This window comes from Streptomyces griseorubiginosus, assembly GCF_036345115.1.
Taxonomy (GTDB): domain Bacteria; phylum Actinomycetota; class Actinomycetes; order Streptomycetales; family Streptomycetaceae; genus Streptomyces; species Streptomyces griseorubiginosus_C.
On record NZ_CP107766.1, the window covers coordinates 3692569 to 3711257 of the forward strand.

The window sequence follows — 18689 nt, forward strand, 5'->3', positions numbered from 1 at the left end:
TCGAGGCGAAAGAGAAGTTGGTGAACGACCGTCACCCGTCGGGGACAATGACCACCCCGGCTCCGGCTTCCGACGCCGACTCGTCGCCCCATGCGTCGTACGGCACCCAGGAGGCCCAGTACGGCGACTTCACCACGTACGGCGGCTACGACGCCACTGGTTTCGACAGCGCCGGCGCGCACGCCACGGGCGCCTTCGAGACGGGCACCTTCGAGACCGACCCGCTCTTCGGCAACATGCCGGGCGACGGCACCGGTACGTACGACGCCTCGACGTGGAACACCGGCGGTCACCAGACTCTGAACTACGACATGTACGCGGCCCAGCACCACGCCGCCTACGACACCGGCGCGTACGACGCCACGCAGTGGGGCGGCGACCACCAGCATCTCGCCGCGATCCCCCCGCAGTCGGGCAGCCCCGACCACAGCGGTCAGTGGGACGCGAGCACCTGGCAGCAGCACGACCACTCCGCCGCCCCGGCCGACCCGACCCAGCAATGGGAATGGGGCACGCAGACCTTCGACACCGGCGCGTACGACGCCACCCAGTGGAACTCCGACGGCACGACGGCCGACCCGCAGGCGACGACCGCCTTCGAGCAGACCGGGTACGACGAGGGCCACGCGTACGACGACAGCCACACCTACGCGGAAGGCCACGCGTACGACGAGGCGAATCCTTACGGCGACGGCTACGCCGAACACACCTCGCACGACGGCGAGTCGAGCGACACCGCCCTCACCGGCACCGGCGAGATGCCCGCCGTCCACGACGACACCGACAGCCGGCTCCTGGACGACCAGGAAGAGGCTGCCCCGGCCGCGGCGGCACCCGCCCCCGGCTCCCGTGTCGCCGCGCGCAACGCCAACCGCTCCCGCCGCCGTACGCCCGCGAAGCGCTCCGCGCTGCTGACGATCGCCGTCCCCTCGGCGTGTGTCATGGGTGTCGCCGGGATCGCCGCCGCCTCGGTCGGCACGCTGACCGGCGGCGACCAGAACACCGCGAAAACCCTGGCGGACCCGACCGCCGTCAAGCCGGCCGCCGCCAACAACAAGCTGGACACCCAGCTCGAGAGCCTCTCGGCCGGCGCCGACGACTTCGCCGACCGGGCCAGCCGTACCCAGGAGCGCATCGACCTCAAGGCCCAGCAGGTGGCCGAGAAGAAGAAGGCGGCGGAGGAGGCGGCCCGCAAGGAGCGGCTGCGCCCGAAGTTCGCGCTTCCGGTCGCACAGCGGGGCCTGAGCGCCTACTTCGGCCAGGCCGGCGTCAACTGGATGTCCGTCCACACCGGCATCGACTTCCCGGTGTCGTACGGCACCACGGTGATGGCCGCGACCGACGGCACCGTGCGGACGCAGTGGAACAGCGCCTACGGCAACATGATGGTCGTGACGGCGAAGGACGGCACGGAGACGTGGTACTGCCACCTCTCCAGCTACCGCGTCTCCACCGGTACGACGGTCAAGGCCGGCGACCCGATCGCGTACTCCGGCAACTCCGGCAACTCGACCGGACCCCACCTGCACTTCGAGGTGCACCCGGCGGGCGGCTCGGCCATAGACCCGCTGCCGTGGCTGCGCAGCCACGGGCTGGACCCGACGTAGCCCTCGAGCCCAGCCTCCCGCCTCCCTCTCCGGAGCTACGGCTTCCCGGCTCCGGTCGGAGCTACAGCTTCTCCACCGGCGCGTACCGCAGCAGCAGCCGCTTCGGCTTCGCTTCCCCGAAGTCGATGGTCGCCTCGGCGTTCGCGCCGGTGCCCTTGACCCCGACCACCGTGCCGAGTCCGAACTGGTCGTGGGTGACACGGTCGCCGACGGCCAGCGCCACCACCGGCTTCTCCGAGGTCCTGCGCGTCGCGAACCCGGACGCGCCCGACGCCGAGGAACGGGAGCGCGACGACGACAGCGAGGCCGCGACAGCCGAGACCGGCCCCGCGGGGGCGGCGGTCGGACCCGTGCGCTTCCAGTCCACGTGCTGCGCCGGGATCTCCTCCAGGAAGCGGGAGGGCGGGTTGTACGACGGCTGCCCCCACGCGCTGCGCAGCGAGGACCGGGTCAGATACAGCCGCTCACGCGCGCGTGTGATGCCGACGTAGGCGAGCCGCCGCTCCTCCTCCAGCTCCTTGGTCTGGCCGAGGGCGCGCATGTGCGGGAAGACGCCGTCCTCCATGCCGGTGAGGAAGACGACCGGGAACTCCAGACCCTTGGCGGTGTGCAGGGTCATCAGGGTGATGACGCCGGAGCCGTCCTCGTCCTCGTCGGGGATCTGGTCGGAGTCGGCGACCAGCGCGACCCGCTCCAGGAAGTCGGAGAGCGAACCGGTCTCCTCCCCCTCGCCGGACTCCTGCTCGAACTCCAGGGCCACGGCGGCGAGTTCCTGGAGGTTCTCGATGCGGGTCTCGTCCTGCGGGTCGGTGGAGGCCTGCAACTCGGCGAGGTAGCCGGTGCGTTCGAGGACGGCTTCCAGGACGGTCGCCGGACCCGCGCCGGACTCGACGATCGTACGGAGCTCCTCCATCAGCACGTTGAACCGCTTGACGGCGTTGGTGGAGCGCGCGGCCATGCCGTACGCCTCGTCGACGCGCCTGAGCGCCTGCGGGAAGCTGATCTTCTCGCGCTGGGACAGCGCGTCGATCATCGCCTCCGCGCGGTCGCCGATGCCCCGCTTGGGGACGTTGAGGATCCGGCGCAGCGGCACGGAGTCCTCCGGGTTGGCGAGGACGCGCAGGTAGGCCAGGACGTCCCGGACCTCCTTGCGCTCGTAGAAGCGGACGCCGCCGACGACCTTGTAGGGCAGGCCGACGCGGATGAAGACCTCTTCGAAGACACGGGACTGGGCGTTGGTGCGGTAGAAGACGGCGACGTCGCCGGCCTTCGCGTCCCCCGCGTCGGTGAGGCGGTCTATCTCGTCGGCGACGAACTGCGCCTCGTCGTGCTCGGTGTCGGCGACGTAGCCGGTGATGCGCGCGCCCGCGCCCGCGTTGGTCCACAGGTTCTTGGGGCGCCGGGACTCGTTGCGCTCGATGACGGCGTTGGCGGCGGTGAGGATCGTCTGGGTGGAGCGGTAGTTCTGCTCCAGGAGGATCGTCGTCGCGTCCGGGTAGTCCTCCTCGAACTGGAGGATGTTGCGGATGGTCGCGCCGCGGAAGGCGTAGATCGACTGGTCGGCGTCACCGACCACACAGAGCTCGGCGGGCGGCAGGTCGTGCTCGCTCGGCGGTACGTCGACGGGGTGCTCGGACGTCCCGACCAGCTCCCTGACCAGCGCGTACTGGGCGTGGTTGGTGTCCTGGTACTCGTCGACCAGGACATGCCGGAAGCGGCGGCGGTAGTGCTCGGCGACGTCGGGGAACGCCCGCAGCAGGTTGACCGTGGTCATGATCAGGTCGTCGAAGTCGAGGGCGTTGGCCTCGCGCAGGCGCGACTGGTACATGGCGTAGGCCTGGGCGAGGGTCTTCTCGAAGCCGTCGCCGGCCTGGGCCGCGAAGTCCTCCTCGTCGATCAGCTCGTTCTTCAGGTTGCTGATCTTGGCGCTGAAGGACTTCGGCGGGTACCGCTTGGGGTCGAGGTCCAGGTCGCGGCAGACCAGGGCCATGAGCCGCTTGGAGTCGGCAGCGTCGTAGATCGAGAACGACGAGGTGAACCCGAGCTTCTTCGACTCCCTCCGCAGGATCCGCACGCACGCGCTGTGGAAGGTCATCACCCACATCGCGTTCGCGCGCGGGCCGACCAGCTGCTCGACGCGCTCCTTCATCTCGCCCGCGGCCTTGTTGGTGAAGGTGATCGCGAGGATCTGGCCCGGGTGGACATGGCGCTCGCCGAGGAGGTGGGCGATGCGGTGGGTGAGCACGCGGGTCTTGCCCGAGCCGGCGCCGGCCACGATGAGCAGCGGGGTGCCGGAGTGCACGACGGCGGCGCGCTGGTTCTCGTTCAGCCCGTCCAGGAGCGCGGCCGGGTCCACCACCGGGCGCGGGGCGCCGTCGCGGTAGTAGGCGTCCCGGTCCGGCGGCGCGTCGAACTTCCCGCCGAACAGGTCGTCCGGAACGGGTTCCGGTACGTGCTCGTCCTCGGGCGGCGGCGGGGGTTCCTCCGCGTGCCCGCGAGGGGCCTGGAGGTCCGCCAGGAAGCTGTCGTCAAAGAGGCTGCTCATCGCTCTCCGAGTCTAGGGTGCCCCACTGACAGCCCGCCGCCGCCCTGAGAATCCGGTCGGATCAGAACCCGAGGATCTTCCAGACCTGGCCTCCCGGTGTCTTCCTGCCCTCCAGGACGGTGCCGTCACGGTCCGCGACCGACCAGGCCGAGACGTAGACCTTGCCGTCGTACGGGTCGACGGCGACGCCCGCCGGGAACGGCACCTTCACACTCGTGCGCTTGCCGTGCGAGACCTTGGTCACGACACCGGCGAAGAGCTGGCTGACGTACAGGTCGCCGTCGTCGTTGAAGGCGATTCCGCTGATGGACCCGAAGCCGGACTTCCAGCCGAGGATCTTCCCGCTCCAGGGGTCGACCTTCCACACGCGCGCGGTGGGCTTCGCCGCCTCGCCGTTGAGCTCGCCGACGTAGAGCTTGCCGTCGGGCCCGAGGGCGAGGGAGGTGGGCACGGACTGGTTCCCGTCGTGGTCCGGGAAGACCGTGAGGGGCCGCGCCTTGCCGTGCCGCGAGACGACGACCAGGTCGTTCCCGGCCGCGTCCGCGACGATCTTCCGGCCGTCGGGGAGGGCGAGGACGGCGTACGGGTTGGACTCCACCGACGCCTTGTGCGGGTTGTGCTTCAGCTCCACGGCCGTGATGTCGGCGGCGATCCGCGCCTTGCCGTGGCGCACCCGCAGCAGCTTGCCGAGCGTGTTCCAGGGCGGTTTCGTCGGTATCCCGGGCTCGGGCGGGGCGTAGGTCTCCACGCCCCAGACCTCGCCGTGGCGGGCCGAGACGCCGTCCACGCCGGTCGCGAAGCCGCCGTCGGGGGCGGCGCCCGACGGGAGCCCCTGCACCACCCGGTAGTGCTTCCACGCGCCCCCGTCCCAGTAGATCTTGGTGACGGCGGAGCTGAGCCCGACGCAGGTCTCGCCCTCGGGGCCCGCTCCGACACACTTCCTGCCGCCCCGGCCCGCCTCGGCGACGTACACGTGACCGTCGTCGTAGGAGAGCTGGCGCGGGTTGTCGAGACCCTTGGCGATCACGCGGATCACCGGCTTGCCCTTGCCGTGCCCGACCGTCGCCGCGGCGGGGGCGATGCCCGCGGTGGCGGCGAGCGCGACCGACGTGGCGACGACGAGCCCTGTGCGCATTCTCATGGCCGTACCCCTCCAACCTGCCGCGGCACCCCACCGCGGCTGGCTGGAAACTAGACCCGAAAACCGGGCGGACGCCGCCATTCCGGCGAAAATACGCCCAAGTCATGGCAGATCACTGCCGATTGATCAGGTGAAACGACGCCCGGGAACAAGGTCACGAAAATGTATCGGGCATATCGAACATCAACCTTCACAGGCGCCACACCAGTTGGCTACCGTTCCCGGTAGGCCGTACGACCCCCACCGGCGAACGTCGCCGGGCCGCGCGGCCTCCGCCGAGTCCGCAGCGCCGCCGCGCGCCCGGAGCCGGGGACCCACCGAACCCGGGGTGAATCGGCCGACTCCCGCCCACGGGAGCGCCGTAGGGCAACCCTTCCCGCCCGAACCCGACAGCTAACCCGGTAGGCGGAGCACGGAAGGAGTCGCCTCCCTTGGCGTCGCACCGCAAGTCGCGTCCCGCTGGTACGCGCGTAGCAGGCATACGGACCCCGGCCCTCGCGACGGCCGCCCTCACCTCCGTGGCCCTGCTGTCCCAGTCGGCGAACGCCGCGCCGGCCGATGACAGACCCAGTCTCGAAGAGGTCGAGAAGAAGGTCGACGACCTCTACCGCCAGGCCGAGTCGGCGACCGACAGCTACAACGCCGCCAAGGAGAAGACGACCAAGCAGCGCAAGCAGGTCGACACGCTCCTCGACGACGTCGCGCAGCGCACCGAGAAGCTCAACGCGGCGCGCGAGGAACTCGGTTCCTTCGCCGCCGCGCAGTACCGCACCGGCGCCGCCGCGCCCGACACCGCGACGTTCCTGCTCGCCGACACCCCGCAGGACTACTTCGACCAGACGCAGCTGATGGGCCGCCTCACGAGCCGTCAGAAGGGCGCGGTCGACGACTACGTCACCGAGCAGTCGGCGACGATGAAGAAGCGTCAGGAGGCCTCCCGGAGCCTCCAGTCGCTCACCGAGACGCAGAGCGACCTGAAGACCGCGAAGGCGACCGTCCAGAAGAAGCTCGCCGACGCGCGCGAGCTGCTGTCGGAGCTGACGGCGCAGGAGAAGGCGCGTCTCGCGGCGATCGAGAAGGAGAAGCAGGAGGCGGCCGCCCGCAAGGCCGCGGAGCTGGCGCGGCAGCAGGCGGCCGCGGAGAAGGCAGCCGCGGAGCAGGCGGCCCAGCAGGAGAGCTCGTCGGGCCCCACCGGTTCGAGTACCTCGACGGCGCCCGACTCCTCGTACGCCACCAAGGCCGCCAAGGCCCTCGCCTTCGCCCGCGCGCAGATCGGCAAGCCGTACGTCTGGGGCGCCACGGGCCCCGGCTCCTACGACTGCTCGGGGCTCACCCAGGCCGCCTGGAAGGCCGCCGGCGTCGACCTCCCGCGCGTCACCTACGACCAGGTCAACGCCGGCACCACGGTCTCCCTGGCCGACGCCCAGCCCGGCGACCTGGTCTTCTTCTACGACGACATCAGCCATGTCGGCCTCTACATCGGCAACGGCATGATGATCCACGCCCCCAAGCCGGGCGCGTACGTCCGCGAGGAGTCGATCTACTACGACGGTGAATCGGCGATCCACAGCGTGGTCCGGCCGGCCTGAGCCGTTCAGCGCGGGCGGGGCTCCTGCGCCCGCGCGTTTTCCCCCACGCGCGCGTGCGCGCCCCGCTCCCGAGGCGCGCGGAGCTTCCTAGCATCGGTGCATGGCCGGTACCTCCCCGCACTCCCCCCTGCGCCTCTGGTGGACGCGGCGCCCGTCCGCCGCCGGGGCCGCCGCGATGGCGACCGGCATCCTGTCGGTCGGGCTGCACCTGGCCGACTACGAGACGCTGTCCCGGATCGCCCTGGTGCTCGGCTGCGCGGCCTGGCTGGGACTGGCCGCCGAGTTCGCCGTACGACTGCTCCGGGAGCGCGCGCGCTGGGTCGCCGAGGCCGGGACACCGGGCGCGCTGACGGCCGTGGCGGCGACCACCGTGCTCGGTACCCGCTTCTCCGCACTCGACCGGCAGCCCCTCGCCGAGGCCCTGCTGGCCCTGGCCGCGCTGCTGTGGCCGGTGCTGATCGTGTTCGCCGTGGGCCACTGGACGCGGCGGATGCCCGGCGGGGTGTTCCTGGGCTGTGTGGCGACCCAGGGCCTCGCGGTCCTCGGCGCCACCCTCGCGGCGGCCGAGTCGGCGGCCTGGCTCGCGCACACCGCGCTCGTGCTGTTCTGGCTCGGCCTGGTCCTCTACGGCGTCGCGCTTTACCGCTTCGACCCGCGCCAGGTAGTGGAGGGGCACGGTGACCAGTGGATCGCGGGCGGCGCGCTCGCCATCTCGGCGCTGGCCGGCGCGAGGCTGATCGCCGCCGACAGCGCGCGCCTGTACCTGTGGAACGACGACGACCTCGGCGTGCTGCGCGCCGTGACCGTCGCCCTGCTGGTGCTCGGCCTGGCCGGGTACGCCGTGCTGCTGACGGCCGAGTGCCTCCGGCCGCGGCCGGGCTACGACGTGCGGCGCTGGGCCACCGTCTTCCCCATGGGCATGGCCGCGGCGGCGACCCTGTCGGTCTCGGCCGCCCTGGACGTCTCCTGGCTGCGGACACCGGGTGAGGTGCTGCTGTGGGTGTCGGTGGCGGCCTGGCTGACCGTCGGCGCGGGGGCGGTCGCCGAGGCGCGTGCCGCTCTCAGGTCCAGAGCACCGCGATGAAGATGTTGGCCGTGGTCAGCGCGCCGACCAGGCCGAACAGGCTCTTGTCCACCTTCTCGTCGTCACGCTTCACGTAGACGAGTCCGAGGATCACGATCAGCAGCGCCAGCTTGATGCCGATCTTGATGTTGTTGACGTGCTGGTCGTCGGCCTGGTTGAGGCCGACCAGGATGATCCCGGTGACCAGCATGGTCGCGGCGCCGTGCAACATCGCGGGGACGAACCGGGCGGTGCCCTGGCCCATCGCCTTCATCTGGGTGAGGAAGCCGCCGAGCAGCGAGGCGATGCCGATGATGTGCAGGCCCACGAAGAGATGGATGAGTACGTCCATGAGGCCGGAGCCTATGCCGGGCCCCTGAGGACGCCCGCACCGGCCCCTTCAGCAGAACTTGCATATATGCGCCCCATAGCACTCCACACCTCGCGGGCGGCCGAAAAGCCCGACTTCGGTCAGCGCACCGCGCGAAGTCGACGACGCCACCCCGGGATCACGGTCACCTTCGGTCACCCGGCGGTCCCCTGGCGGCACTTCCGCACAACGCGTTACCTCCCGGACACACTCAGGTTTAGCGTCCTCCACCAGGTGACCGGCTCCCCACCGCCGCCCGGGCCAGGGGCGGCAGTCGGCCACCACCGCCGAGAAGGTCCGGCGGCGGTCCGCTCCCCCTGTGCGGCCCGTCGCCGGACGCGCACACCGCCCCCGGGCGGTCGTACGGCCGCTCGCCCTGGCGCCGTACGCCGGACGAGCCCCGGGGCGGGCGGTCGAGGAAAGGACGTGCAGTCCACGTGGCAGTGCACCGCAAGCCCCGTCAACGCTCGGCCGGCGGCCATACGGTCCGTACGGCGGCCACGATCGCCCTCGCCGGCGCGGCGACCGCGACGGGCTTCGACGGGACCGGACACGCCGAGCCGCAGCTCACGCCGGCGCAGGTCAAGGCGCAGGTGGACCGGCTGTACCAGGAGGCGGAGGCCGCCACCGAGAAGTACAACGGCGCGAAGGAGAAAGCCGAGGCGGCCGAGGCGCGGCTGGACACCCTGCGGGACCAGGCGGCACGCCGGACCGAGCGGCTCAACGAGGCCCGGGACGGGCTGGGTGCGATCGCCGCCGCACAGTACCGCGGCGGCGGACTCGACCCCGCGATGCAGCTCGCCCTCTCCGACGACCCCGACCACTACCTGGACGGCGCCGAGTTCGTCGAACGGGCCGGCAGCCGACAGGCGACCTCGGTGGCGAACGTCCGCCGCCAACTGCGGGAGATCGAGCAGTTGCGCGGCGCCGCACACATCGAGCTGGCCTCGCTGAAGTCCCGGCAGGCGGAGCTGAAGCGCCACAAGAAGACGATCACCGGCAAGCTGGACGCGGCCCGCCGCCTGCTGAACCAGCTCCCGGCCGGGGAACGGGCGGGGGCAGGTGCGGCCGGACCTCGCGCCTCACGCGACGCGACGGGCGCGCGCGGAGGGCTGACGACACCCGCCACGGCCACCGCTCAGGCCCCCAACTCCCGGGCCGCGGCCGCCGTCTCCTACGCCTACTCCAAGCTGGGCAGCCCCTACGTCTGGGGCGCCACCGGCCCGGACGCCTTCGACTGCTCGGGCCTGGTCCAGGCCGCGTACCGCTCCGCGGGCATCTCCCTGCCCCGCACGACCTACGCCCAGATCGACGCGGGCCGACGCGTCTCCCGCTCCGAACTCCTCCCCGGTGACCTGGTGTTCTTCTACTCCGGCATCAGCCACGTCGGCCTCTACATCGGCAACGGCCGCATGATCCACGCCCCGAACCCCTCGGCACCGGTACGGGAGGCACCGATCGACGAGATGCCGTTCGCCGGTGCCACACGGGTGGCGTGAGCGCGCCAGGGGTGAGCGCGCGTCCGGTGAAGGTGCGTCAGACCAGTCGGCGTGCCGTAGCCCACCGCGTCAGCTCATGACGGTTGGACAGCTGCAACTTCCGCAGCACCGCCGAGACATGGGACTCGACCGTCTTCACCGAGATGAACAGCTGCTTGGCGATCTCCTTGTAGGCGTAGCCCCGCGCAATGAGCCTCAGCACCTCGCGCTCGCGCTGGGTGAGACGGTCGAGGTCCTCGTCGACCGGCGGGGCGTCGGTCGAGGCGAAGGCGTCCAGGACGAACCCGGCGAGCCTCGGGGAGAACACCGCGTCGCCCTCCTGGACGCGGAAGACCGAGTTGACGAGATCCGTGCCCGTGATCGTCTTCGTCACATAGCCGCGCGCACCGCCCCGGATCACCCCGATCACGTCCTCCGCCGCGTCCGAGACGGACAGGGCGAGGAAGCGGACGGGCTGCTCGGCGTCGGCCATCAACGGGGCGCAGCGGCGCAGCACTTCGACCCCGCCGCCGCCCGGCAGATGCACGTCGAGGAGGACGACCTCGGGTCGGGTCGCGGTGATCACGGTGACGGCCTGCTCGACGTCCGCGGCCTCCCCGACGACCTCGACACCGGTCTCCTCGGTCCGGCCGATCTCGGCCTGGACGCCCGTGCGGAACATGCGGTGGTCGTCGACGAGGACCACGCGCACCCGGCGCCCGTCCGCGCCCCCGGTGACCTCCGCCGTGCCGTTCGCCTCGTCGCTCATGACGTCTTCTCCGCCCTCTCCATCTCCAGCTCGACCTCCGTGCCGCCGTCCGGCACCGCGCGCAGCCGGGCCGTGCCGCCATGGCGCTCCATGCGGCCGATGATCGATTGTCTGACACCCATCCGGTCGGCGGGTATCGAGTCGAGGTCGAAGCCGGGACCGCGGTCCCGGACGGACACGAAGACCGTCCTGCCCTCGACTTCGGCATAGACCTGTACGGCGCCGCCCTCGCCACCGTACTTGGCGGCGTTGACCATCGCCTCGCGCGCGGCCTGCATCTGGGCACTGGTTCTCTCGTCGAGCGGGCAGTCGCCGACGACCACGACCTCGATGGGGACGCCGTGCTTGTCCTCGACCTCGGCGGCATTGCGCCGCACCGCGTCGGCGAGGTCGGTGGGTTCGTCGGCCTCGTCCTTGCCGGTGCCCTCGGGCTTGTAGAGCCAGGTGCGCAGGTCGCGCTCCTGGGCGCGGGCGAGGCGGCGGACCTCGCTCGCGTTCTCCGCGTTGCGCTGGATCAGGGTCAGGGTGTGCAGCACCGAGTCGTGGACATGGGCGGCGACCTCCGCGCGCTCCTGGGCGCGGATACGCATCAGGCGCTCCTCGGAGAGGTCCTGGGTCATCCGGACGAGATACGGCCCCGCCAGCAGCGTTATCCCGACGAGGACGGCGAGGGCCGCCTGGAGGACGGAGCCGAGGTGGGCAGCGGAACCCTGGAGCACGAAGACCCCGGAGACGCCCGCGGTGACCAGGAGGACACCACCGGCGGCACGCAGCAAGGTCAAGGTGCGCCGACGGCGGCCGACCTCCATCCAGCGGGCCCGGCGGGCATTGTCCGCCTGGCGCCAGACGAGGGCGACGCCCGCGCCGACGAGGACGGCCGGCCAGAGGTAGGCCTTCGCGCCGTTGCCCACATTGACATTGCCGACGAAGACCATGGCCACGACGACCATGAGCAGCAGGGCCACGATCTGACCCCGGTCGGGGCGGCGGGCGACCAGTCTGCGGCGGCCGTCCGGCGAGGTCTCGGTCGTGACCAGCGCGGGTGGCCGCTGCCCTCCGACCCCGCCGACGCCGAGCGGCACGAAGAACCAGAAGGCGGCATACAGCAGGGCGCCGAGGCCGTCCGCCATGAACAGGCCGACGAAGACGAGCCGCACCCAGATGACGGGCAGCCCGAGATGCCCGGCGAGCCCCCGCGCCACACCACCCAGCCAGCGTCCGTCACTGCTGCGGTAGAGCTTGCGCGGCGGCCGCGGTTCGACGAGGGGCACTGCTGCGGCTTCCGGCATGCCATCGATGGTCACACGGCAGGGGTGCGGGGGCATCAGGGTTGGCCCCCGAGACTCCCCTGATCTCCGAACGGCGCGCCTTCCGAACGCTTCCCTCCCCCCTCTCAGGGCCGATATCAGGGTCCGGCCAGGGTCGTTCCGACTCCCGCCGGGCCCTCGCGCCCGTCACCATGGACACATGACAGATCACCAGCACGCCCCGGGCGCCGGATCCGGCGGAGGCCCGGACCCGAGCACCGGCCCCGGCGCGGGCGCCCCCACCGACACCGGCGGGCACGCGCGCACGCACGGGCAGGCGGGCGCGCGAAAAGAAAAAGAAGGAGGCACGACACCGACCACGGTCACGGCCACGCACGCAACCGAGGACCCCGCCCCGGAATCCGGCCCCGCCGCCACCCCCCTCGCCTTCCGGCGCGACCGCCGGCACAAGCAGCTCGCCGGGGTGTGTGCCGGGCTCGGGCGGCAGTGCGACATGGACCCGGTGATCTTCCGGATCACGCTCGCCGTGCTGTCGGCGACCGGCGGCATCGGTCTCATCTTCTACGGCTTCGCCTGGCTCCTCGTCCCCTACGACGACGAGGACGAGAACGAAGTGCGCAAGCTCCTCACCGGCCGGGTGGACGGCCAGGCACTGATCGGCGTGCTGTTCGCGCTGGTCGGCTGCGGAGTCTTCCTCACCATGCTGAGCAACACCGGCGTGCTGACCTTCGCCGTGGTCCTCTCCCTGCTGCTCGCGGGCGCCGGCTACTGGTCGCGCAACCGCGGCACCCCCGACCCGGACCCGCTCGCCGCCCAGGCCGTCGCCGACGCCCCGCCGGAGGCGCAGGCCCCGCCGGTGCCGGCCGGCTCCCCCTCCTGGTGGCGCGACCCCATCGTCAAGGACGGCACCCACGTCGGCGGCACGGGCTATCTGTGGGGGCCCGTGGACTCCCGCGAGCGTGACATCGCGGCGGCCGTCAACATCGGCCTCGGCACCCCTTGGAACAGACGCGAGGACCTGCGCGCGGCCCAGACCCGGCAGCCCAAGCCGCGCGGCCCGCGCTGGATCGGCGGCTGGATCTTCCTGTTCGCCCTGCTGGCGGGCGGCCTGGGCACCGGAGCGACCTGGGAGGAGCATCCCCTCGGCACCAGTCTGCAGACCGGCCTCGCCTGCGCGCTGATCGTCTTCGGCCTCGGTATAGCCCTCAGCTCCTTCCTCGGCCGGACCGGAGCGGGCTCGGTCTTCCTCGCGGTCGTCACGGCCGGCCTGCTGGCCACCTCGGCGGCCCTGCCGAAGGACATCACCACCCACTGGGTCCGCACGACCTGGAAACCGGCGGCGGTGACCGACGTCCGCCCGGAGTACGAACTCGGCACCGGGGTGGGGACCCTGGACCTGACCAAGCTGGATCTGTCCAAGGGCCGGACCGTGACGACCCAGGCCGACGTGGGCGTGGGCCGGCTGGTGGTCGTCGTACCGCCGGACGTGACCGTGAAGGCGAGCATCGACGTGGGCGTGGGCGACATCCAGTTGCCGGGCGACGACCAGGCGGACGTGGACGTGGAACCGGGCAAGCGCAAGGAGGTCACCCTGCCACCGACCTCGGACCCGAAGAACGCCGGCACGCTCGACCTGGACCTGCGGGTCGGCATCGGACAGGCGGAGGTGCGCCGTGCTGCGTCATGAGTTCCAGCCGGGGAGACTGATCGCCGGCGTCTTCCTCACCCTCGCGGGCATCACCTACGTCGGGGACGCGGGCGACGCGTGGGACACGCCGTGGTTCGCGGTGATCCCGATGGTGGTGGGCGGCCTCTTCCTCGCCGGCGCGGTGGGATCGCTGACCAGGTCCATACGCGGCCGACGGGGCAGGCGCCGTACGAGCACACCGCCCGAGGCGGAGGAGACGGCCCAACCGTCCTCACCGCACTGACCGCTGAGCCGCGGGCCGTCCGTCTCGCCACCGGTAGCTCCGCCGACCGGAGCTACCGGTAACCTCCCGCCCGCTGCCGTCGTCGGGCCCGCAAGGCGGCGTCCACGGAGAAGACGGAGGCACCCGCGAGGACGAGGGGCAGCCAGGCCATCAGGTAGGCGAGGTCGTTGCCGTAGTAGTAGGGGTCGGACGCCCAGCTCACGGTCAGCCACAGGCTGAGCGAGATCAACGCGCCGCCGAGCGCGGCGAGGCGGGCGAGGATGCCGAGCAGGGTGCCGATGCCCACGGCGAGTTCACCGAGAGCGATGGCGTAGCCGAAGCCGACGGGGTTCTTCAGGGACAGGTCGACCAGGGCGGGGATCGCCGAGGAGTCCCGCACGCTGCGCATCATGTCGCCGATGGAGCCCGAGCCGGAGTCCTTCATGAAGGCACTGTCGGTCAGTTTGTCCAGGCCGGCGTAGATGAAGGTGACGCCCAGGAAGATGCGCAGCGGAAGCAGGGCGTACTGGCTGATGCTGTCCCGCCAGGACCGTTGCTCGTCGTAATAGGGGGCGTGCGTGTCCGTACGAAAACTATGAGTCATCGCTCCGAGCCGCCTCTCACCAGCGTGCCGAGACCCCTCACAAGACGATACGCACGGAGGGGCCGCGGTGCTCAATTCCGTTCGGACGAGTTTTTGAGCGCCTCGGGGGGTGCCGGGTTCGGTCGTCTGGCGGCTGCGGCCCGGTGGGGGCTCGTCGCGCAGTTCCCCGCGCCCCCGCTGCGCTGGGCTTGGGCCGAGCGCCTAAGGGGGTGCCGGGTTCGGTTGTGGTGCGGCTACAGGTGCGTTGTGGCTGGTCGCGCAGTTCCCCGCGCCCCTGGGTGGGGACGGTGGGCGCATCTTTGACCCCCAACCCGGCACCGGCTCATCCACCGAACCTCACGCGCTACACGCGCCCCCACCACACCGCAACGGGCCGCCGCAGGCCTCTCAGGGGCGCGGGGAACTGCGCAAAAACGCCCGCCCACACCACCCGCACCGGACCCCACAACCCCTCAGTCCGTCACATCGATCGCATAGCGATTCGTCTCCACCCCCGCCGCAGTCACCACCTGCACCTCCACCCGCCCCGGCTCCACATCCGCCGGCACCGGGACGGTCAGTACCTCGTCCGTGGGGTTGCTGAAGCCCCCGGCCACCGGCACCAGCGGCACATGGACGTTCACCGGACCGATCCGTACCACCATCCGCGCCAGCCGATCCGCCCGCTGCGCCCCCGGCGGCACGAACCCGGCGCCCCGGATCTCGATGTCGTCCCCGGTGCGGATGGGACCGTCCAGGTCGCCCGCCTCGCGTGAGCGCACCACGGAGAGGATCACCGGTCGCCCGCCCTCCGCGTACTTGCCCGCCACATACGTCGCCGCGGACACCAGCACCACTACCGCGAGCCCCCACGGCAGATCGGGCAGCTGGTCCGGCCGCCGGGCCAGCCGCACGCAGGCGAACAGCAGGGCGACCGCGCCGATCACGACGTACTGGATGTCGGCGAAGCTGCCCCGCCCGGAGTCGTCCGTCAGCAGGTCCGCGGCCCGCGGCCGGTCCGCCCGCACCTTCTGCAAGCGCTGGCCCAGCACCCGCAGCCCGACCACGCGCCGTACCAGCACGGCGATCCCGCACACCACGGCGAGCACGGTCACGACACCCGCGCCCCGGGCCAGTTCGAGACCGGAGATCAGCGCGTCGCGTTCCGCACCGGAGGAGGCCGCGGCCAGTCGCCCCACCAGCACCAGCACGGCGTACGCGACGAACAGCACCCAGGCCACGGCGACCGCCCGTGACGTCGACAGCCGGTTGTCCTCACCGATCACCGGCGCGAGCACCCCGCCCCGGGCCCGGTGGAACCAGGACGCGGCGGTCAGCGCCCCGGCCACGAGCAGCGCGGCGAGCAGGCCGGCCGTACGCGCCGCGGTCCACCCCGCGCCGATCGCGGTCAGTGCCTGGACGAGCAGCAGGACCACGACCGCGGCCCATACCGCGTAGGCCGTGCGGCGCCACAGCCGGGCGAGCCAGGCGGCGCCCTCGGCCCGTCCGCGTTCGGCCACGAGTTCCGCGGACTGGGTCAGCTCCTCGGAGACCCACTGCCGGGAGGCCGACGCGGAGTGCGCCACGGCGGCCGGCAGCCCCTGTCCGGCGGCGAACTCGTCCCGCTTCAGGAGGAATTCGGCGACCGCACGCCGGTGCCCGGCCCGCGCCCCGTGCGGACAGTCCCCACAGGTGCAGCCACCGTCGTGCGCACCTTGGGGCACGCCCCCGGCCGCGCTCTGTCTCGCTTCCTGCACCGCCACGCCCGACGCCCGCCTTCCCACGACTCCTGGCCTTTCGGCCCCACATGACCTCACGGCCGACCGGCCGCGCCACCCGCTGAAGAACCCCGAACAACTCCCCCGTGATGACAGCGAATTGTGCCCTACAGCACACCTCCCCCACCCGGCAGGTCCGGTCCGCGCAAGTGAAGCGACGGGTGAAGCGGGACCCGCCGTGTTGACCCGGCTGCGAGAATTTCCGTATGGCCGAGATCATCCAGCGTGACGGGACCTGGGCCTTCGACGGCACAACGGTCAGGATCACGCCGGGACTCCACCGCTCCGTGCCGCTGTTCCGGCAGACGTACGGGGAGATCGCCGTGCCTCTGGAGGCCATCGCGGGAGTGGCGTTCGAACCGGAACGCAAGCGCGGCCGGCTCAGGATGCGGCTGCGCGAGGGCGCGGACCCGCTGCTGCACGCGACCGGCGGACGGCTGCCGGACCCGGCCGATCCGTACCGGCTGACCGTGGACGTCGACCGTGCGGGGGTCGCCGAGTACGTGGCCGAGGAGATCCGCCGCGCGCTCCTCCTGGACCAGATCCCCAAGGAGCCGACGAAGACGTATCTGCTCCCGGGCCCGCCGGTCCCGGTCTCGGTGCGCTCCTCCGACGGCACGGTGTCCTTCGACGGCATCCAGGTCCGTATCGACTGGGCCGACACCTCCGACCGCGTCAAGCGCGCGACCGGTCCGCGGATCATCAACGTGGGCGACCTGGTCCAGGTGGAGTGGCTGCCCAACTCCGGTTACGAGGACGGGTTCATGCGGTTCGTGACCCGTGAGACGTCGTTCTCGAAGCTGCCGCCGGAGAAGGACCCGTACGCCCTCGACCTGTGGGGCAGCACCCGCCGCGACCTGCTCACGGCGCTGGTCGCGACGGCCGTCACGGCGAGACTCCCGCACCCGTCCACCCGGGGCGGCCTCGAGTACGACGACGAGCGCGCCGACCGCCCCCGGCTGACGGCGTCCGCCGTACCGCCGCCGGCCGACCATCACGACGTACTGCTGCGCAGGCTGCGGGAGTTGGGCGAGCTGCACCGTGAAGGGGTGCTCACGGACGAGGAGTTCGCCCTGACGAAGGCGGCCGTGCTCCGGGGTTTCTGAGGACCCCGGAGCACCCGGGCGTCACGACAGAAGATCCGTCACGACAGCAGATCCGGCTCGCTGCGGCTGATGTCCTGCCACATCGGCTGGTAGTTGATCCAGGCCACCAGGTCCCCGCCCAGCTGTTCCCTTGTCGCGACCGCCGCCCGGTGGTCGATGAGCACGGGGCGGCCCGCCGCCCGGGCCGTCAGCTGCACCTGGCTGGAGCGTTCCATCGACACGAACCACCAGGCCGCCGCGTCCACCGAGTCCCCGACGGTGAGCAGCCCGTGGTTGCGCAGGACCAGGGCCTTGCGGGAACCGAGCGCGGTGGCGATCCGGCGGCCCTCCTCGGCGTCGACGGCGACTCCGGTGTAGGTGTCGTAGAGCGCGTGGTCCTCGTAGAAGGCGCAGCTCTCCTGGGTGATGGGGTCGAGGAGTTCACCTAGGGCGGCCAGCGCCCGGCCGTGCACGGAGTGGCAGTGGGCGACGGCGACGACGTCCGGGCGGGCGGCGTGCACCTGGGAGTGCACGGTGAACGCCGCCTGGTTGACGTGGTGCCGGCCGTCGAGCACCTGCCCGTCGGAGTTGGCGAGCACCAGGTCGCTCACGGTGACGTGCTTGAAGGGCATGCCGAAGGGGTTGACCCAGAAGCAGTCGGTGAACTCCGGGTCGCGGGCGGTGATGTGTCCGGAGACGCCGTCCTCGAAGCCGAGCCGTCCGAAGTTCCGCAGCGCGCCGGCGAGCCGCTCCTTGCGGTGCCGGCGTTCCTCCTCGACGGAGTCGTGCATCGGCGGCATCGCGAACTGGAGCTTCTCGGTGGGCACCGGCATCGGCGGAGTGGGCCCGAGGGGTGTCCCGTGCATATGGTCCTCCGGCACTGGGTGGCTTACGGGGCGGAAGTTACCTTCGGTCAGCGCAAGAGAACAGGGCTGTTTTGTAAAGATGGCGTACCCGGTGGATATCAGACAGAAGATGTCGGGTATCGACGGAACACTGTCGGCTATGAACTGGGCAGCTTTCTCCGCCGCGGAACCCGACCTGGCCAAGACCGTCGAGGAGCGCTTCGGCGGCGGGGGTGCGGGGGTGTCCCCCGCAGAGCACAGCACCCACCACGTCCTCGCGACCCTGCGCAAGGACGGTTCACCCCGCACCTCCGGCCTGGAGGTGCGTTTCCTGAACGGCGAGCTGTGGCTCGGCATGATGCCGGACTCGCTCAAGGCCCTCGACCTCCTGCGCGACCCCCGCTTCGCCCTCCAGGCCAATCCCGGCGAGGGGCAGACGATGGGCGGCGGGGACGTGCGGATCAGCGGTCGCGCGAGCGAGGTCACCGACCCGGCGACCAAGGCCGCGTACGGCGAAGAGGTGGAACCGCCGGAGCCGTTCCACCTCTTCCGCACCGAGCTGACGGAGGTCGTGCGGACCTACGTCGAGGACGAGAAGTACCTGGTCGTCCAGGTCTGGAAGCCCGGAGAGCCGGTGCGCACTCTCAAGCGGACCTGA

The 18689-nt window shown here is 71.5% G+C and carries 16 protein-coding genes and 1 riboswitch; of the genes, 8 read left to right on the forward strand and 8 right to left on the reverse strand.

Going from position 1 to position 18689, the window contains the following annotated elements; all coding sequences use genetic code 11:
* The first annotated feature begins 47 nt into the window (after nucleotides 1-47).
* Nucleotides 48-1607: a M23 family metallopeptidase gene (locus tag OHN19_RS16470; protein ID WP_330269635.1), complete on the forward strand. Its 1560-nt coding sequence runs from the start codon at nucleotides 48-50 to the stop codon at nucleotides 1605-1607.
* A gap of 61 nt (nucleotides 1608-1668) precedes the next feature.
* Here the strand turns inward: OHN19_RS16470 and pcrA are convergent, their stop codons facing one another.
* Together pcrA and OHN19_RS16480 are read right to left on the reverse strand one after the other, a co-directional pair.
* Complete coding sequence (gene pcrA / locus OHN19_RS16475) at nucleotides 1669-4152, reverse strand: DNA helicase PcrA (RefSeq protein WP_330264926.1); 2484 nt, start codon at nucleotides 4150-4152, stop codon at nucleotides 1669-1671.
* A gap of 61 nt (nucleotides 4153-4213) precedes the next feature.
* Complete coding sequence (locus OHN19_RS16480) at nucleotides 4214-5293, reverse strand: ScyD/ScyE family protein (RefSeq protein ID WP_330264927.1); 1080 nt, start codon at nucleotides 5291-5293, stop codon at nucleotides 4214-4216.
* A 277-nt stretch (nucleotides 5294-5570) separates the two neighbouring features.
* Nucleotides 5571-5716, forward strand: a riboswitch (cyclic di-AMP (ydaO/yuaA leader).
* A gap of 8 nt (nucleotides 5717-5724) precedes the next feature.
* On the opposite strand from OHN19_RS16480, the gene OHN19_RS16485 reads away from it, so the two are divergent.
* Together OHN19_RS16485 and OHN19_RS16490 are read left to right on the forward strand one after the other, a co-directional pair.
* Nucleotides 5725-6882, forward strand: coding sequence for an NlpC/P60 family protein (locus OHN19_RS16485; RefSeq protein WP_330264928.1), 1158 nt, complete (start codon nucleotides 5725-5727; stop codon nucleotides 6880-6882).
* 100 nt (nucleotides 6883-6982) lie between these two features.
* Complete coding sequence (locus tag OHN19_RS16490) at nucleotides 6983-7966, forward strand: tellurite resistance/C4-dicarboxylate transporter family protein (RefSeq protein WP_330264929.1); 984 nt, start codon at nucleotides 6983-6985, stop codon at nucleotides 7964-7966.
* On the opposite strand, the gene OHN19_RS16495 is transcribed toward OHN19_RS16490, so the two are convergent.
* Complete coding sequence (locus OHN19_RS16495) at nucleotides 7944-8297, reverse strand: hypothetical protein (protein ID WP_330264930.1); 354 nt, start codon at nucleotides 8295-8297, stop codon at nucleotides 7944-7946. The two genes, OHN19_RS16490 and OHN19_RS16495, sit on opposite strands and share 23 nt — an antisense overlap.
* A gap of 455 nt (nucleotides 8298-8752) precedes the next feature.
* On the opposite strand from OHN19_RS16495, the gene OHN19_RS16500 reads away from it, so the two are divergent.
* The gene (locus OHN19_RS16500; protein ID WP_330264931.1) at nucleotides 8753-9814 is read left to right on the forward strand and encodes a C40 family peptidase; all 1062 of its coding nucleotides are present in this window, start codon (nucleotides 8753-8755) and stop codon (nucleotides 9812-9814) included.
* Between the two features lie 37 nt (nucleotides 9815-9851).
* Here OHN19_RS16500 and OHN19_RS16505 read toward each other — a convergent pair whose 3' ends face one another.
* Nucleotides 9852-10562 carry a response regulator transcription factor gene (locus OHN19_RS16505; protein ID WP_330264932.1) on the reverse strand — a complete coding sequence of 237 codons (711 nt, stop codon included), beginning with the start codon at nucleotides 10560-10562 and terminating at the stop codon, nucleotides 9852-9854.
* Nucleotides 10559-11851, reverse strand: a complete 1293-nt coding sequence (locus OHN19_RS16510) for a PspC domain-containing protein (protein WP_123765133.1) — start codon at nucleotides 11849-11851, stop codon at nucleotides 10559-10561. Before OHN19_RS16510 ends, OHN19_RS16505 begins: the two co-directional genes overlap by 4 nt.
* Before the next feature lie 178 nt (nucleotides 11852-12029).
* Here OHN19_RS16510 and OHN19_RS16515 point away from each other — a divergent pair, with 178 nt between their 5' ends.
* Together OHN19_RS16515 and OHN19_RS16520 are read left to right on the forward strand one after the other, a co-directional pair.
* Nucleotides 12030-13517, forward strand: coding sequence for a PspC domain-containing protein (locus OHN19_RS16515; RefSeq protein ID WP_330264933.1), 1488 nt, complete (start codon nucleotides 12030-12032; stop codon nucleotides 13515-13517).
* Nucleotides 13504-13761 carry a hypothetical protein gene (locus OHN19_RS16520; protein WP_330264934.1) on the forward strand — a complete coding sequence of 86 codons (258 nt, stop codon included), beginning with the start codon at nucleotides 13504-13506 and terminating at the stop codon, nucleotides 13759-13761. The genes OHN19_RS16515 and OHN19_RS16520 overlap by 14 nt, the downstream gene beginning before the upstream one ends.
* 52 nt (nucleotides 13762-13813) lie before the next feature.
* Here OHN19_RS16520 and OHN19_RS16525 read toward each other — a convergent pair whose 3' ends face one another.
* Nucleotides 13814-14344 (reverse strand): DoxX family protein, encoded by a 531-nt coding sequence (locus OHN19_RS16525; RefSeq protein WP_330264935.1) that lies wholly within the window; start codon nucleotides 14342-14344, stop codon nucleotides 13814-13816.
* A 452-nt stretch (nucleotides 14345-14796) separates the two neighbouring features.
* The gene (locus OHN19_RS16530; RefSeq protein ID WP_330264936.1) at nucleotides 14797-16086 is read right to left on the reverse strand and encodes a hypothetical protein; all 1290 of its coding nucleotides are present in this window, start codon (nucleotides 16084-16086) and stop codon (nucleotides 14797-14799) included.
* A gap of 221 nt (nucleotides 16087-16307) precedes the next feature.
* Between OHN19_RS16530 and OHN19_RS16535 the strand changes: the two genes are divergently transcribed.
* The gene (locus OHN19_RS16535; protein WP_330264937.1) at nucleotides 16308-17207 is read left to right on the forward strand and encodes a DUF4429 domain-containing protein; all 900 of its coding nucleotides are present in this window, start codon (nucleotides 16308-16310) and stop codon (nucleotides 17205-17207) included.
* Between the two features lie 38 nt (nucleotides 17208-17245).
* On the opposite strand, the gene OHN19_RS16540 is transcribed toward OHN19_RS16535, so the two are convergent.
* The gene (locus OHN19_RS16540; RefSeq protein WP_330264938.1) at nucleotides 17246-18052 is read right to left on the reverse strand and encodes a class II aldolase/adducin family protein; all 807 of its coding nucleotides are present in this window, start codon (nucleotides 18050-18052) and stop codon (nucleotides 17246-17248) included.
* Nucleotides 18053-18191: 139 nt separating this feature from the next.
* On the opposite strand from OHN19_RS16540, the gene OHN19_RS16545 reads away from it, so the two are divergent.
* On the forward strand, nucleotides 18192-18689 hold the full coding sequence (locus OHN19_RS16545; protein WP_330264939.1) for a pyridoxamine 5'-phosphate oxidase family protein: 498 nt from the start codon (nucleotides 18192-18194) through the stop codon (nucleotides 18687-18689).